Source organism: Catonella sp., from assembly GCF_057250765.1.
On the sequence record NZ_DBHIEC010000007.1, the window covers coordinates 1 to 17,028 of the forward strand.

Here is a 17,028-nt window from a genome sequence, read left to right on the forward strand (position 1 = left end):
ACTATTAAGGCTATCACGGTAAGGGCAATGCCCCTTATTACCCGCCTTTTCACAAATCCCTCTTCCATTTTCATGCCTCCATAATTTACAGAGAAGGTTACAATTGATATTCATTATCATTTATATTATAAGACTTTAAATGTCAAAATGCAAGGGGATATTGTAATTTAATTTTCTAATCTATTAAACTTTAATACCAAGATATTCCTTTATTCCATGCTGTAAAATTGCAGAGAAATTTACTGAATGCTCTTCTGCTATATCATTTAGCCACTTTGGGATAGTCAGGGTTTTCTTTATTGACTGATTATTTACTCTATCTTTTAGCAAATCTACCCACAATTCTATATACACTGCATTTGCTTCTACCTTCCCAGGCTTCGGCAAAGGCCTATTATTCTTTAAATAACTATAGGCTACTGCTTCGAGTACGTCTTTTGCACTCGCCACAGCCTCTTCCATCGTATCTCCATCCGTAAAACAGTCTTCGAAATCTGGAAAATTCACATAAAATGTACCCTCTTCTTCTCTTATTATACAAGGATAAAACGTTTTCATACTATCACCTTTCAAACTTAAAATTTTATTCCTGTTATTCTTTCTATATTGGTTAACGTACCAGCAGGAATATCTTTCTTAGTACACTTAACCGGACACATATGTCCATCTTTAATATATATTTCGTGTGAACCTGATGTATGATCTAGTACCCAGCCAAATTTTTTCATCAATTTTACCACTTCTTTATACGGTTTTGTTTTCCCCATTACAGCCTCCCATTAGTTTTATTATACGTATAATATATACGTATGTCAAGTTCTTCTATTTAAATAGGCAGGAGCAGCCGTAGCCACTCCTGCCTGATTTATTTATTCTTCATCCTGTCCGTTATCTGCTGTCTCAAATTCTTCGTTATCATAGTTCTCAGCATAGTTTTCATCAAACTCGTTTGGATTGAGGTTCTCCTCACCCATCTCATCAAACTCGTGATCGCTGTCAAGCTTAACTGAGCGGTAGAACTTCATACCTGTACCTGCCGGGATGAGCTTACCTAAGATAACATTTTCCTTAAGACCGATAAGCTTATCTACCTTGCCCTTTATTGCTGCATCTGTAAGCACCTTTGTGGTCTCCTGGAAGGAAGCTGCTGAGAGGAAGGAGTTGGTTGCAAGAGAAGCCTTAGTGATACCAAGCATTGTTCTCTCACCCTCTGCCTTCTCGAAGCCTTCCTGCTCGAGCTGCTCATTAAGCTCCTCAAACTCGATTATATCAGCATATTCACCTGTTAAATAATCGGTGTCTCCAGGCTCGGATATCTTTATCTTCTTAAGCATCTGACGAACTATCATCTCGATATGCTTATCGTTAATCTCAACACCCTGTAAACGGTATACACGCTGTACTTCACGAATCATATAATCCTGTACTGCTCTTACGCCCTTTATACTAAGGAGATCGTGTGGATTGATACTACCTTCTGTGATTTCATCACCGGCTTCAATCACATCTCCATCAAATACCTTGATTCTTGAGCCATAGTTGATAGGGTACTTTCTTTCTTCTCCGTCATCAGCTGTAACTACAACCTCACGTCTGCTCTTTGTATCCTGTATGCTTACCTTACCTGCAATTTCAGAAATAATAGCAAGTCCCTTTGGCTTACGTGCCTCAAAAAGTTCCTCTACACGAGGAAGACCCTGTGTAATATCTCCACCCGCAACACCACCGGTATGGAAGGTTCTCATGGTAAGCTGTGTACCCGGCTCACCGATTGACTGAGCAGCGATAATACCAACCGCCTCACCAACCTGAACAGGATCACCCGTTGCCATGTTTGCACCATAGCACTTCGCACAGATACCTACGTGGCTGCGGCAGGTAAGAACGGTACGTATCTTTATCTTAGCTGCTGTGCCTGCCTCCATTACAGCCTTGGTCTTCATTATCCTTGCTGCACGCTTTGGAGTAATGATATGGTTAGCCTTTACTATAACTTCACCATTGTCATCATATATAGTCTCACAGGAATATCTTCCCTTGATTCTCTCTTCAAGACTTTCAATCTCTTCCTTACCATCCATAAAGGCTGATACCCACATACCAGGTATCTCGCTCTTTCCTGCACGGCAGTCAGTCTCTCTGATAATAAGATCCTGAGATACGTCTACAAGTCTTCTTGTAAGGTATCCTGAATCGGCTGTACGAAGAGCTGTATCTGAAAGTCCTTTTCTTGCACCGTGGGCAGAAACGAAATACTCCAGAACGTCAAGTCCCTCACGGAAGTTAGACTTGATTGGAAGTTCGATAGTATGTCCCTTTGTATCCGCCATAAGTCCACGCATACCTGCAAGCTGTTTAATCTGCTTGTCAGAACCACGGGCTCCTGAATGTGCCATCATGTAAATATTGTTGTATTTATCAAGACCGCTCATAAGCTTAGCAGCAATCTCAGCATCGGCTTTCTTCCAGTTATTAATGACTTCCTGATATCTCTCCTGCTCAGTAAGAAGACCTTTTCTAAAGTTTCTTGTTATAATTTCAACCTTCTTCTGCGCTTCTTTAAGAATCTCTGCCTTTTCAGGTGGAATTGTCATATCTGACACAGAAACTGTCATCGCAGCTATGGTAGAATACTTATAACCAAGGCTCTTAACCGCATCCATTATCTCCGCTGTTCTTGTAGCACCGAGGTTTGCCATACACTTCTCAAGTATCTGCTTAAGTTCCTTCTTCTTAACGAGGAAGTCTATCTCAAGCTTTAAGAAATTCTCATCCAGGCTTCTGTCTACAAAGCCCAGATTCTGATCAAGCACTTCGTTGAATATGAATCTTCCGAGTGTAGACTCGATTATCCTCTGCTCCTTAACTCCCTTGGAGTTAATTCCCTCACGTCTCACCTTAATCTTAGCCTGTAAGGTAATATAGCCATTTTCATAAGCAAGAATAGCTTCATTCATGTTCTTAAAGAACATGCCTTCTCCCTTATCGCCAGGCTTGTCAAGCGTTAGGTAATAAATACCAAGAACCATATCCTGGGAAGGAACCGCAACCACACCACCGTCAGAAGGCTTAAGGAGGTTGTTAGGTGAAAGAAGGAGGAAACGGCACTCAGCCTGAGCTTCAACAGAAAGTGGAAGATGGATAGCCATCTGGTCTCCATCAAAGTCTGCGTTGAAGGCTGTACATACGAGCGGATGCAGCTTAATAGCCTTACCTTCTACAAGTACAGGCTCAAATGCCTGAATACCAAGTCTGTGAAGGGTCGGAGCACGGTTAAGCATAACAGGATGATCCTTTATTACATCTTCAAGTACATCCCACACCTGAGTCTCTACTCTTTCAACCATCTTCTTAGCTGATTTAATATTGTGTGCTATATCACGGGCAACAAGCTCCTTCATAACGAAAGGCTTGAAGAGCTCGATAGCCATTTCCTTAGGAACACCACACTGATATATCTTAAGGTCAGGACCAACTACGATAACTGAACGTCCTGAGTAGTCAACACGCTTACCAAGAAGGTTCTGACGGAAACGTCCCTGCTTACCCTTAAGCATATCGGAAAGTGACTTAAGTGCTCTGTTGCCAGGGCCTGTAACCGGCTTTCCACGGCGTCCGTTGTCAATGAGTGCGTCTACAGCCTCCTGAAGCATACGCTTTTCATTTCTTACAATGATATCAGGAGCACCTATCTCAAGAAGCTTCTTAAGACGGTTGTTTCTATTGATTATTCTTCTGTAAAGATCATTCATATCAGAAGTAGCAAATCTTCCACCATCAAGCTGTACCATAGGGCGAAGATCCGGTGGAAGTACCGGTATAGCCTTAAGTATCATCCATTCAGGGCGGTTGCCTGACTCCTTAAAGGCCTCTATCACCGCAAGCTCTTTCGCAGCCTTAATCATCTTCTGGCTCTTTGAATTGCCTGCCTTCTTTAACTCCTCTTTAAGACGCTTTGACTCTTCTTCAAGGTCAATATCTGCAAGAAGTTTATAGATAGCCTCTGCCCCAACTTCCGCCTTGAAGGTATTGCCATATTTTTCTTTTGCCTCTAAGTATTCTTTCTCAGAAAGAATAGTCTTCTTCTCTAAGTCACTGCTTCCCTTATCAGTTACTATATAAGAAGCAAAATAAAGTACTTTTTCAAGGCTTCTTGGAGGTATGGACAATATAGTACCCATACGGCTTGGAATACCTTTAAAATACCAAATATGGGATACAGGAGCCGCAAGCTCAATATGTCCCATTCTCTCACGTCTTACGGTTGCCTTTGTAACTTCAACACCACATCTGTCACAAATAACGCCCTTATAGCGGATTTTCTTATATTTACCACAATGGCACTCCCAGTCCTTACTTGGTCCGAATATCTTCTCACAGTAAAGACCATCCTTTTCAGGTTTGAGTGTTCTATAGTTAATTGTCTCAGGTTTTTTTACTTCTCCGTGAGACCATTCTTTTATTTTCTCTGGTGAAGCCAAGCCTATCTTTATCGCATCATAAGTAATTGGCTGAACATTTTCTATGCTCATCTCTGACATCCCGTTACTCCCTTCGTATTAAACCGGCCCTATGGGGCCAAAAACTAGTTAACCCCCATAGGCCTTATATCTTTTGTAAATTCCGATAGAGAAATAAATATTTCACAAGGTCAAATTAAAAGTCTTCGTTATCGTCATTACCACCATAGTCTAAATCTAAATCTTCACCATCAAAATAATCTGAGTCTTCTTCGTCCTGAATGCCCTCTTCAAGTTCTTCAGGTGTACCGGTAGTGAAGCCATTCTTTGCTGAAGCATCATCAAAAGTAAATGTATCCTCAGTTTCAATGAGCGGAGTGAGATCCTCATCACCATACTCAACATTTTCCATCATCTTGATTTCATTTCCATCCTCATCAAGTACGGTAACATCAAGAGCAAGTGACTGAAGCTCCTTTAGAAGAACCTTAAATGACTCAGGTATACCAGGCTCACTTATGTTCTCTCCCTTTATGATAGCCTCATAAGTCTTGACACGTCCTACAACGTCATCAGACTTAATAGTGAGAATTTCCTGAAGGGTATAAGCAGCACCATAAGCCTCGAGCGCCCAAACCTCCATCTCACCGAAACGCTGTCCACCAAACTGCGCCTTACCGCCGAGTGGCTGCTGTGTAACAAGTGAGTAAGGACCTGTAGAACGGGCATGAATCTTATCGTCTACAAGGTGGTGGAGCTTAAGGTAGTTCATGAAACCTACTGTTGCAGGTGAATCAAAGTACTGACCTGTTCTACCGTCTTTAAGCCATACCTTACCGTCTCTGCCAATCTTTACGCCCTTCCAGTCATTTCTGGAATCAAGATGTGTGAGCAGATAATCCATTACCTCATCACCAAGATCTTCTCTATACTTCTTTTCAAACTCATCAAGAGGCATATTGATGTAGTCATTTGCAAGCTCAAGTGTATCTCCGATATCCTCCTCGTTGGCGCCATCAAAGATAGGCGTGGATACCTTAAAACCAAGTACAGTGGCAGCGAGACTAAGATGAATCTCAAGCACCTGTCCGATGTTCATACGTGAAGGCACGCCGAGTGGGTTAAGCACGATGTCAAGAGGACGGCCATTTGGAAGGAAAGGCATATCTTCAACAGGGAGTACCCTTGAAACTACACCCTTGTTACCATGGCGGCCCGCCATCTTATCTCCTACCTGTATCTTTCTCTTCTGTGCAATATACACTCTTACGCTCTTCTTTACGCCGTGGGCAAGCTCATCACCCTTTTCTCTTTCAAACTTCTTAGCATCTACTATGATTCCGTACTCACCGTGAGGAACACGAAGAGAAGTATCTCTAACCTCTCTTGCCTTCTCACCGAATATTGCGCGAAGTAAACGCTCCTCTGCAGTAAGCTCTGTCTCCCCCTTAGGAGTAACCTTTCCTACAAGAATATCTCCCGCACGAACCTCTGCACCTATTCTTATGATGCCATCTTCATTAAGGTCTTTAAGGGCATCATCACCTACACCGGGTACGTCTCTTGTAATTTCCTCATCACCAAGCTTTGTATCTCTTGCCTCACACTCATATTCTTCTATATGAACAGAGGTGTATACATCATCTCTTACAAGACGCTCTGAGAGAAGAACCGCATCCTCGTAGTTGTAGCCTTCCCAGGTCATAAATCCTATAAGAGGGCTCTTGCCAAGACCAATCTCTCCACCCTTTGTTGAAGGACCGTCAGCGATAACCTGCTTAGCTTCTACGTGGTCGCCGTTATTAACTATAGGACGCTGATTGATACAGGTTCCCTGATTACTTCTTGCGAATTTAAGAAGTGGATACTCTGTTATCCTATTGTCATCATCATTTCTGATTAAAATCCTATCCCCGCAAGCGCTTTCAACCACACCTGCCTTCTCAGCGAGTACGCATACTCCTGAGTCAACTGCAACCTTTGCTTCCATTCCTGTTCCAACTACTGCTGAATCAGTGAAAAGAAGAGGCACCGCCTGACGCTGCATGTTAGAGCCCATGAGCGCACGGTTCGCATCGTCGTTCTGAAGGAAAGGAATCATCGCTGTAGCTGCTGAAAATACCATCTTAGGAGATACGTCCATCAGCTCCACATTCTTCTTGTCATAGGTAGAAGTCTCATCCCTGAAACGACCTGATACTGTGTTATTTATAAAATATCCGTTCTCATCAAGAGGCTCATTCGCCTGTGCAACTATGAAAGGATCTTCCTCATCAGCTGTAAGGTAAACAACTTCGTCAGTTACCCTTGGATTCTCAGGGTCTGACTTATCAAGCTTTCTATATGGTGCTTCAATGAAGCCGTATTCATTTATCCTAGCATAACTTGCAAGTGAGTTGATAAGACCGATGTTAGGTCCTTCAGGTGTCTCTACAGGGCACATTCTTCCATAGTGGGAATAATGTACGTCTCGAACCTCAAATCCGGCCCTGTCTCTTGAAAGACCGCCAGGTCCGAGGGCTGAAAGCCTTCTCTTATGAGTAAGCTCACCGAGAGGGTTGTGCTGATCCATGAACTGTGAAAGCTGGGAGCTTCCGAAGAACTCCTTAATAGCAGCTGTTACCGGCTTACAGTTGATAAAGTCACCAGGGTTTGCATCATCTACAGCATCGCTTCCGATGCTTCCAAGCTTGTCACGGACTGTTCTTTCCATTCTGGAAAGTCCGATACGGTACTGATTCTGAAGAAGCTCGCCTACAGCACGGATACGTCTGTTACCGAGGTGGTCGATATCATCCTCTGTACCTATTCCGTTCTCCAAATTGAAAACATAGTTAATAGAAGCAAATATATCTTCTCTGGTTATATGCTTTGGAATAAGGTCATTTATATGATTTTTAAGTTCACGTTTGAAGTCATCACTCTCGTAATCACCGTTAGCAAGTTCCATAATCTCCATAAGTCTTGGATAATAAACAAGCTCGGTAATTCCTACTTCTTCCTTATCAAGTTCAGGTAAAAATGCGTTGATGTCAACCATGAGGTTGGAGAGCACCTTCACATTTCTTTCTTCTCCCTGAATAAGTACATAAGAAACTGCAGCGTTCTGAATCTTATCTGCGAGTTCTGTAGTAATAACAGTACCCTTCTCACCGATAACCTCACCTGTAGACCTATCCATTACGTCTTCTGCAAGCTTATGTCTTACGATACGGTTACGGAAGGCAAGCTTTTTGTTAAACTTGTAACGGCCTACCTTTGCAAGATCATAGCGCTTTGGGTCAAAAAGCATGTTGTTTATGTAGTTTAACGCATTTTCCACAAGTAAAGGCTCACCCGGACGAAGCTTCTTATACAGTTCAAGAAGGCCTTCATCAGAATTGGTAGAAACATCCTTAGCAAGACTCGCCTGAAGCTTTGGTTCATCACCGAACAGCTCTTCTATATCCTTGTTAAGGCTCACTCCAAGTGCTCTTATAAGTACAGTTATAGGCACCTTTCTATTTCTATCTACTTTTACATAAAATACATTGTTTGAGTCTGTCTCGTATTCAAGCCAAGCACCACGATTAGGAATTACCTGAGAAGTATACAACTCTTTACCGGTCTTATCGTGCGCTATACTATAATAAATACCCGGGGAACGAACTAACTGACTGACGATTACACGCTCTGCACCGTTGATAATGAAGCTTCCGGTATCTGTCATCAGAGGGAGCTCACCAAGGAAAACACCCTTCTGCTGAGAACGAACTTTCTTTTCTTTAATGTCAACCAACTCTACAACTACTTTAAGTGCTGCCGAATATGTTCCGTCTCTTTCCTTGCACACCTCGATTGTATGATTCTCCTTTGGCTCTAAGGTAAAGTCTACAAATCTTAATCCATAGCGCCCGCTGTAATCCACAATCATAGAGATGTCGTCAAATACCTCTTTAAGTCCGTCAGTCAGAAGCCACTGATATGAGTTTTTCTGAACCTCAATGAGATTAGGCATTTCAAGAACTTCTTTCTGTCTGGCATAACTCATTCTAATTCCGTTTCCTGCTTTGATCGGACGAATTCTGTTTTTCTTCATTGACGTTTTCACCCCTTGATATTTTCTAAAATCTGCCGATAACCTATTGCGAAGAGATTCTCGGTATTTACTTCAACTACAGCTACACTTCTCTTAAGCATAGTTAAAATTATTTAAAATTCAGGATTTTAAACAAAAATCTAAGCATATTATTCAAGAAATGCAACTAAATGCTTGCACTTTTAAGTGGATTATGGTATAATAAGCATAGTTATCCATGTTCAAACATAATAGTGCATTTTTTATAATATCATTTTTTTTTCAAGGTGTCAAGCCTTGGATTTTTTCTTTTAAATTGGAATATTCATTGCAATCCCCCTAAGAGAGCTTTAATTGAACTATGAATTTAAAGAAATATATTATTAAAATTTTATCTGCTTAGGAAATCAAAAAAAATTCTTAACATGCAAAAGCTCCACCGCCTGATGTTTCAAACGATGGAGTTTAATTATTTCATTTTATTCGCAAACGTATGGGATAAGAGCTAAGTGACGAGCACGCTTAATAGCTGTTGTAAGTATTCTCTGGTGCTTAGCGCTTGTTCCTGTTATCCTTCTAGGAAGAATCTTACCTCTCTCAGAGATGAATTTCTTTAACTTAGCTGCATCCTTATAATCAAGGTTGTCAAGCTCTTCAGGGGTCAAAGCACATACTTTCTTTCTTCTGTGCATTGGTCTCCTGCGTGGGAAATCACTTTTATCTTCTCTAGAACCTTTGTTGTCCTTATTGAATGACATAGTTCCTACCTCCTAATATTATTGAAATGGGAGAGTATTGTCGATACCGTCAGGGATATTCATAAATCCATCCTCAGGCATCATTGGTTCCTGACTACCGCCTGCAGGAGCACTCTGGAATGTACTTCCGCCGCCTGCTGCATTTTTGCTCTCAGCAAATTCTATCTCTTCTACAATAATCTGAACGCTATATACCTTCTGACCTTCTTTATTTGTATAGTTATCATTCTGGATACGTCCGGTAACTACTATCTTGGTACCCTGCTTAAGATACTTCTCTACAAATTCACCCTGCTTACCAAAAGCAGTACAATTGAAGAAATCAGCGGTAACTGTATCTCCCTGTCTCTTAAATCTTCTGTCAACTGCAAGTGAAAATCTTGCTATAGCCATCTGGCTGTCACCCTGGGAATATCTAACCTCAGGATCTCTTGTAAGACGGCCCATTAATATTACTTTGTTCATAAAGGAAAACCTCCTTCTTAGTTATGCTTCCTGTTTAACGCATAAAAATCTAAGAACGTTCTCCATAATACGGACACGGCTCTCAATCTCACTAGGAGCTGATGATTCAGCTTCAAAATGGATGAAATAGTAGAAACCTTCGCTCATCTTCTGAATATCATAAGCGAGCTTCTTCTTTCCCCATTCATCGATATCGGTGATAGTGCCGCCAAAACGTGTTACAAGGCTCTTAACATCTTCTACTACTTTGTTTCTTGCCTCGTCTTCGATTTTTGCATTAACAACTAAGGCTAATTCATATTTGTTCATAGTTGCTCTGCTCCTCCTTCTGGTCTTTTCCGGCCCTTTTATCTGCTAGGACGAGTAGCGTAAAAAGAGCAAGGATTTATTTTTTACATCACGAATACTTATTATGCCATAAAAAAAAGGATTTTGCAAGTACTAAAATCCTTTTTCACCAATTATTTTCTTCTAACTTAGGTTCTACTTCAAGCATCTGACGCTTTTACCAGCTTTTTCGCACTCTTTTCGACTTGTTTTCTAGGAAGCATGACCTGCCTTCCACAGCCCAGGCAGCTAAGCCTTATATCCATACCGGTTCTTATAACCTTCCAGTCATAAGAACCGCATGGGTGTATTTTCTTTAAGGTAATTACATCATCAAGATTTATTTCCATAAGCCTCTTACCTTTTCACAGCCCTTCCAACCATTTCCTGATTGGTAGCAAAATTAAGCGCTGTCTGGCTGTCTATAAGCCCCTGGGTATAAAGCTCAAGTATACTTGAATCCATGGTCCTCATGTCTTCCTTACCTGATGAGTATATAACAGAATCAATCTGATGAATCTTATTGTCCCTTATCATAGTCTTTATCGCACTGTTTGCCTTCATTATCTCAAAGGCAGGAAGGAGTTCATTGTTAAGCCCGGGGATTAGCTGCTGTGATACAACAGCCTGAAGCACCATAGAGAGCTGAACCCTTATCTGCTGCTGCTGTGAGGCAGGGAATACATCTATGACTCTGTCTATGGTGTTCGCCGCCCCTATAGTATGAAGGGTTGAGAGGACAAGATGGCCAGTCTCTGCCGCTGTCATGGCTATATCTATGGTCTCATAGTCTCTCATTTCTCCTACAAGAATAACATCAGGAGACTGTCTCATGGCTGCTCTTAGTGCAGAAGAATAGCTTTCACTATCAATCCTCACCTCTCTCTGGCTTACTATACTCTTCTTATGTCTGTGAAGGAACTCGATAGGGTCCTCCAGAGTAAGGATGTGGCAGTTCCTGTTCTCATTGATTCTGTCAATGATGTAGGAAATAGTTGTGCTCTTACCTGAGCCTGCTGCTCCCGTTACAAGCACGAGTCCTTTGTTAAGCTCTGACAGCTTCATTATACTCTCAGGGATTCTCATATCCTTATAGCTAGGCAGTTCAAAGTGAACCACTCTTATAACTGCACCGAAAGTACCTCTCTGTCTAAATACATTACATCTGAAACGTCCAAGATTGGCAATAGATAGCGAAAAGTCATCGTCCCCCGTAGTCATGAAGTGGCTTAGGCTTCTGCCTGCCTTGTCGTAGATGCTGGTAATAATGTTCTCCGTATCAACCGGCATAAGCTTTGTCTCATCCATCTTCTTGATTGAACCGTCTAACTTGAAAGAAACCGCCTGTCCAACTACAAGAAAGATATCAGATGCATCTTCTTTTACCGCCCGTTCAAGGATATTCATCAACTCCATTTTAGACCTCCCATTATATCAAATAATTAATCGGTTATTTCAAGCTCGTATTGCAGGTCTTCCGATTTTGTTTTAGTACTCCATCTGTTAATTGTTGTTTCCTTACCCGAAACACCAACCTCGACATTTAAGCTTCTCTCATCCTTAACTACACTATAACTGATAAGTAAAGGGCGGTCACCTTCGTACTTAATATCTCCAACCTCTACCAATACACCGCCATCATCCGGCTTAACATCTTTTAATTCTTTAAGCTTTGCAAGGTCCCTGGTTAGGTCTTCACTTGTTTTAATGATTTCATCAATCTTAGCATATACTCTCTCAGCCTCTGCGTCCATTCTGTAGTAGATCCTTATGCTTTCGTCCGTCTTTGCCGAAAGCTTCTTTTCGTTAAGGGACGACTGGACTGCAAGAATGGCAAATATGGACATGGCGACAACAAGTATAACCAGTATAACCAAAGCGCCTCCTGAGTTTATTCTACTTTTAATATTATTTCTCATCATCTGCCGCCTTTTATGTATTTGGCACCTTCAAGATGCACAATTACTATGTTATTATTGACACCGTCATTTCTGTTGATAAAAGCATTGATTTCTCTAAGAGCTCCACTTCTTCTTGGTATATCCTTAAGCATAACCACAAGAGAATATCTCCAGTTAGTCTTGTCGGCCTTCTTCCAGTCCTTATCAAAATAAGCTTCTATTTGCTTTCCGGCCGCAGTCTTTACAACCTCACCTTCAAGCTCTTCTGCCGCATCCTTAGTGCTATATGCCTTGATAAGTTCTATCGCGGACTCTGCCTTTATAAGTCCTTTACTCAAATCATCTGCCTGTCTACTCATAGTATTGGCTGATGTGAAGAATCTTACTAGAAAAATGCTTATAATTGTAAATAGTCCAATCGCAATAACAAGCTCAAACACTGGAAGCATGACCCCCAGACTTGTTCTCGTATCCTTTGCGCTGTCCACGTTAAAAGAATTCATTATTCCTCCTTAAAGCCCATCTAAGCGGTTCTAAGTTTCACATACAGGGTTTCCGTACTCCCATCATCATCTATTGTAACCAGCTTAACAAGTCCGTCTTTTTCTGAAATTTCAAATGAATCTACGCTAAGTATGGAAAATCCGTCCTCAGGCTTAAACTTCATTCCTCTTGCACCTGTTATTTCATAAAGTTTTCCTTTGTAGAAATAAACCGAGGTATCAAAGATCTCCCCTCCTGCTTCCTCACTTAAGACCAGCATCTTGAGGCCATTCTCTTCTTTGATTGCAATCTTTCCAACCTCATCGAACTGATTAATCTTAGTCTTAACATAAGACAACGAAGTCCTAAGTTCAAAGCTGTTAAGATTCCTTTCAGCTATATTCTTATATACCGAAGCTCCCACACTGCCAAGCATCATAGCCGATATCCCAAACATGCAGATAACGACAAGCACGCAGACAGTATGAACCAGCCCCCTTTCACTCTTTTTATTCTCCATATTACCTCTTCTCATATACCTCTATGGTAGGCATAATATTTGACGCAAATGCATCGTAGTGGATATAATACTTGGATTTATCGTATTTTAACTTATAATTAGCTTCCATGTAATCTACATTGGGAGGGTATATCCCCTCTATGGAGTAACACTGTACGGCAGTCCTTACAGCCGCCTCTCTGGTAAGCTTGATTCCCTGCTCACTTCCAATGTTGCCCATGTAATAAATGCCCGCAACCAAAACCGCCAAAATAACCACTACAAAAGAAACTGTCTTAACTGCCACAAGCCTCTCAGCCCTTCTTGCCTTAATATTTACAAAACTCTTCATATCCCGCTCCTTAGCCTATAGACGCGATTACACTCATCAAAGGCATCATAACCGATATGAGTACTGCACCGACAATAACAGAAAGCATCACTACAAGTACAGTTTCTATAATCGAAGCGAGAGAGCCTAGTCTCTGGTTAATATCTGCATCAAATCTGTTTACGAGCTTAAAGAGGATGGAATCTCCTGAACCGCTCATCCTAGCCACGCCAAACATCTTAGCATGAAGGGAATTAAGCAGGCCCGCCTTCTTAAATGCTTCTTCAGGCTTTTCATCTGCCTCAAGCATGGATATACATTTATCTATCTTAGCTAAAGTCTTTTTATTTTCTACTACTTTTGAAGCATTTTTGACTGCCTCTGTCATTTCCATACCTGCGGAGTTCATTACCGCAAGAGTAGCAAGGAACTTACCTATGCTTATTCTATCTGCAAGTCCTGCTGATAAAGGATTGTTGTCTATTATGTTGGTAATAACTGCACTTCCACCCTTAAATCTATACCACGCAAGGCTGATAAGGAGAAGGGCAAGGAGAACAAGCACTACACCTACAATAATCTTAGAAACGAGGATACTTGTGTTCATAAGTTCTATTGTTGTACCTGTACCGCCGTCAAGCTCGAGGAAAATATCCTCAAACATAGGAAGAATCTTCCCAACCAAAACCAAAAGTATGACAGCCATCATACCAAGAAGCACAGTTGGATAACTGATTACACTTCTGATGCTGTTCTTAACGAGATTCTCTCTCTCATAGTAGTCTGCCAGAGAGCGCATAATCTCTTCAAGCTTACCTGTCATCTCGCCAATTCTAACCATTTCACACATATAGGTCGGAAATGAGCCGCTTTCTTTAAGTGCTTCACTAAAAGCCATTCCTGACTTTACATTGTCAGCAACCTTCTTTAATACATCTTTAGTCTTACCTTCATCCATTTCTTCATAGAGAATATAGGCACCCTCATATACAGGAATACCTCCATTTAGTATCATGGCAATCTGATCACAGAAAATGGATATTTCTTCCGGCGAAAATACTATTGTCTTAGACATATTATTCTCCTTAAATATTATTTGGCAAACTTCCAGATAATGTAAACATACATGCTCATTCTATAACAATCTTTAGATGAAAGCAAGGAAAAAGTGGAACTCACCTACCCAAAGGATAAGCAACTCCACTAATTCTAAGCATTTATGCCATTAATTGAGCCTGCCGATTATTATATCGACCATTTCCCCAACATTCTTCATCTTATTTACTTCACCAATATTAAATTTTATTCCGAATTTGTTCTCAACCGCCACTATAAGATTGATATGTTCAAGGCTGTCCCAATCCTCTATATCATCTGCTGTAGTAGAATCTGTGACAGTAATCTCCTCATCAAATACATCACTGAATACCTCATTTAATCCCTCAAAAATTTCTTCTCTGGTCATCTTATTTTCCTCCATTTATAAAATTTTGTTATAACTAAACCTTATAGCAAATATTTGACACCAACAGACGTGTAATAGCCCTGTGCCACATTAGGTAATCCTTACAAGGATAACCGTATTTTAAGATAATGTCAAACTAATACTGCAAAGTAATCACATTATTTTTGTTCTTGTAATCATCAGTTATGTCAAAAATCCACTCTGTGTTGCCATTTTCATCCTCAGATACCTTCGTAAATCCCTGAAGTGCATAGAAATCGCGAACCATGTTGTTCTTGGCTGTAGGGTAATAATAACCCTTAATCTGCTTCACTCCTCTTTCCTTGCACAGCCTTACAAGCTCATCCATCATGGCAAACTCCATATCACGCTTAAGCACGCGGCAACTCATAAGCCATAAATCTATGTGGCAGACCTCTTCGACAACATGACCGATGACAATGGATACTACTCCGTTGTCTCCAAACTTGTCCACAAGCTTACCATAAAGAGGGATATAGGCTTCATCCTCCATTACCTCTTCAATCTCAGTCTGGGTGTAACGCCTGGTTGTGAGGTTGAACTGGTTGCTCTTGTTTGTAAGCTGTGAGATTCTAGCTGTGTATATAGGCTCAAATCTCTTAATTGTTCCCACCATTTCAAGGGAGATGAGATAATCCTCGTAGTTCTCAAAAGAAGCCTGAAGTTTTGCCCTCTTTACATTTTCCTTATACATCTCATTGCGGCTTAAATCATCTTTTGAGAGATTCGTCACCTCAAAGAAGCCCGAGCGGTCTAAGGTCTGGATGTAGTTATGAGCCTCACCTATCTCAGGAGCTCTCACTCCCTTAAGGTTTCCTGCAACTATCGCCCTCTCGGCAGGGTTGTCATCTACAAACACCAGACTCTCAGGAAGTAAAGTAAGGCTGTCTGCTATAGCCGCAAAGTTCCTATCCTTTGGTTCCCAGTTAGCCCTTATCTCTATGAAGTCATCAGGTTTTAGTACCCCGTCAGGATGGTTAAGTCCTGCAATGGCATTTTCTTCTTCATTTTTTGATGCCACATTTAGCACAAGACCAAGGTCCTTATGCTCCTTTATATAGCTCTGAAATTCGCTATATACCTGCCCACCTGACTCCTCAGGTCCTATCTCAAGGTTATCTACTCCGTCATCACCTACTATGCCGCCCCAGAGGGTATTGTCAAGGTCAAGCACAAAGCCCTTTTTGTTCTTGCCAAGGAGAGACTTTATTATATTTGCCACATTGTAAGAAAGATATGGGATGGCCGTTACATTTAGGGCATACTTATACATATACCAATAAAACGGCTCCTGCCATTTCTTAAGGCCGTAGTCCGCAGATATGTAGTTGATATCACAGATATAGAAGTTATCATGCTCCCTTGCATACCTATAAAACTCTTCGTTTAGCCTATTGATGAAGTTGATTTTACCATGTATGTCACTGGCCTCCTTATTGCCCATAAGGCGGTAGAGAGGCATTTCAAAGTTATTTTGAATAATAGGACAGTGATACTTCTCCTCTAATCTCTCCCACATAGAGGTGAATTTTAGCATTTCACTCTTAATAAGCTCGTCTATGGTTTCAGGCGAATCGCTTATCTTAGGATATTCTGTGATATTCCTGTTGGTTGTGTGGATGTAGATAATCTGAGGAGCAAAGTTTTCCAGCTCCTCATTAGGAAAGATTGCATCCTGATAATAGCGGTTGTACTCAGACTCGTAGAACGTAGGCTTTATGCCGTAGTCAAGCAGGAAAAGTTCCATAACAAGCTTGATGTCGTTGGTGGTTGAGCCTCCTAAGATGGCTATCCTTGTATCAGTAAAACCGGTACCCGCTTCAAGTAACTCCTTTTTTATTTTCTTCTTCTTTGAGAGTATGTAGTTCTCATCGAAGGGGTAGGTAAGTTCTTTCATATCATTCTCCTTTCTCACCGTAAAAACCAGTATCAGACATTTCTCTCCACTTAAGATACATTTCTTTATAGTGGTGTTTAATAAACTTTTTCCTCAACAAATTCTTTATCCTGCAAGTAATAATCTAGTACAATTTGGCTTTCAATCTCATCCATGTTTGTCTCAACTATTATATCATTGCAGATAACTGCTGCACGACTTACATTGTTAAGATTAATTACACGAATATATTCTTTATCTTTAGTAAAAGCGTAACCGTTAATAATCATGTCTGCTTTGTCCGCAATTTCCTCAATATTAAGATGCATATTCAATTCTAACCTCCTTAATATTTTTTAAGAACTTCTCAACATCATAGTATAGA

At 40.9% G+C, this 17,028-nt stretch carries 17 protein-coding genes; all 17 read right to left on the reverse strand.

Going from position 1 to position 17,028, the window contains the following annotated elements; genetic code table 11:
- Positions 1-183: 183 nt before the first annotated feature.
- Positions 184-558 (reverse strand): type II toxin-antitoxin system HicB family antitoxin, encoded by a 375-nt coding sequence (locus ACO6HM_RS04905; RefSeq protein WP_485390035.1) that lies wholly within the window; start codon positions 556-558, stop codon positions 184-186.
- 17 nt (positions 559-575) lie between these two features.
- Positions 576-767 carry a type II toxin-antitoxin system HicA family toxin gene (locus ACO6HM_RS04910; RefSeq protein ID WP_485372465.1) on the reverse strand — a complete coding sequence of 64 codons (192 nt, stop codon included), beginning with the start codon at positions 765-767 and terminating at the stop codon, positions 576-578.
- Between the two features lie 102 nt (positions 768-869).
- Positions 870-4,541 carry a DNA-directed RNA polymerase subunit beta' gene (gene rpoC / locus ACO6HM_RS04915; protein WP_485390036.1) on the reverse strand — a complete coding sequence of 1,224 codons (3,672 nt, stop codon included), beginning with the start codon at positions 4,539-4,541 and terminating at the stop codon, positions 870-872.
- Between the two features lie 115 nt (positions 4,542-4,656).
- Positions 4,657-8,538, reverse strand: a complete 3,882-nt coding sequence (rpoB, locus tag ACO6HM_RS04920) for a DNA-directed RNA polymerase subunit beta (protein WP_485390037.1) — start codon at positions 8,536-8,538, stop codon at positions 4,657-4,659.
- Between the two features lie 458 nt (positions 8,539-8,996).
- On the reverse strand, positions 8,997-9,275 hold the full coding sequence (rpsR, locus tag ACO6HM_RS04925) for a 30S ribosomal protein S18 (protein WP_208428205.1): 279 nt from the start codon (positions 9,273-9,275) through the stop codon (positions 8,997-8,999).
- Between the two features lie 18 nt (positions 9,276-9,293).
- Positions 9,294-9,740 (reverse strand): single-stranded DNA-binding protein, encoded by a 447-nt coding sequence (locus ACO6HM_RS04930; protein ID WP_485390038.1) that lies wholly within the window; start codon positions 9,738-9,740, stop codon positions 9,294-9,296.
- Positions 9,741-9,761: 21 nt separating this feature from the next.
- Positions 9,762-10,049 carry a 30S ribosomal protein S6 gene (gene rpsF, locus ACO6HM_RS04935; protein ID WP_485372462.1) on the reverse strand — a complete coding sequence of 96 codons (288 nt, stop codon included), beginning with the start codon at positions 10,047-10,049 and terminating at the stop codon, positions 9,762-9,764.
- A 179-nt stretch (positions 10,050-10,228) separates the two neighbouring features.
- Complete coding sequence (locus ACO6HM_RS04940) at positions 10,229-10,417, reverse strand: DUF951 domain-containing protein (protein ID WP_208428202.1); 189 nt, start codon at positions 10,415-10,417, stop codon at positions 10,229-10,231.
- A gap of 7 nt (positions 10,418-10,424) precedes the next feature.
- The gene (locus tag ACO6HM_RS04945; protein ID WP_485390039.1) at positions 10,425-11,483 is read right to left on the reverse strand and encodes a type IV pilus twitching motility protein PilT; all 1,059 of its coding nucleotides are present in this window, start codon (positions 11,481-11,483) and stop codon (positions 10,425-10,427) included.
- A gap of 26 nt (positions 11,484-11,509) precedes the next feature.
- Positions 11,510-11,986, reverse strand: coding sequence for a hypothetical protein (locus ACO6HM_RS04950; RefSeq protein ID WP_485390040.1), 477 nt, complete (start codon positions 11,984-11,986; stop codon positions 11,510-11,512).
- Positions 11,986-12,471 (reverse strand): hypothetical protein, encoded by a 486-nt coding sequence (locus ACO6HM_RS04955; protein WP_485390041.1) that lies wholly within the window; start codon positions 12,469-12,471, stop codon positions 11,986-11,988. The genes ACO6HM_RS04950 and ACO6HM_RS04955 overlap by 1 nt, the downstream gene beginning before the upstream one ends.
- Positions 12,472-12,491: 20 nt before the next feature.
- Positions 12,492-12,971 (reverse strand): DUF4860 domain-containing protein, encoded by a 480-nt coding sequence (locus tag ACO6HM_RS04960; RefSeq protein ID WP_485390042.1) that lies wholly within the window; start codon positions 12,969-12,971, stop codon positions 12,492-12,494.
- Between the two features lies 1 nt (position 12,972).
- Complete coding sequence (locus tag ACO6HM_RS04965) at positions 12,973-13,302, reverse strand: hypothetical protein (RefSeq protein WP_485390043.1); 330 nt, start codon at positions 13,300-13,302, stop codon at positions 12,973-12,975.
- A gap of 10 nt (positions 13,303-13,312) precedes the next feature.
- Positions 13,313-14,356, reverse strand: a complete 1,044-nt coding sequence (locus tag ACO6HM_RS04970) for a type II secretion system F family protein (RefSeq protein ID WP_485390044.1) — start codon at positions 14,354-14,356, stop codon at positions 13,313-13,315.
- 150 nt (positions 14,357-14,506) lie between these two features.
- Positions 14,507-14,746 (reverse strand): acyl carrier protein, encoded by a 240-nt coding sequence (locus ACO6HM_RS04975; RefSeq protein ID WP_208428195.1) that lies wholly within the window; start codon positions 14,744-14,746, stop codon positions 14,507-14,509.
- A gap of 136 nt (positions 14,747-14,882) precedes the next feature.
- Positions 14,883-16,664, reverse strand: a complete 1,782-nt coding sequence (locus ACO6HM_RS04980; protein WP_485390045.1) for an HAD-IIIC family phosphatase — start codon at positions 16,662-16,664, stop codon at positions 14,883-14,885.
- 77 nt (positions 16,665-16,741) lie between these two features.
- A complete protein-coding gene (locus tag ACO6HM_RS04985; RefSeq protein WP_485390137.1) occupies positions 16,742-16,972 on the reverse strand; it encodes a DUF7723 family protein in 231 nt (76 codons plus the stop codon).
- Positions 16,973-17,028 lie beyond the last annotated feature (56 nt).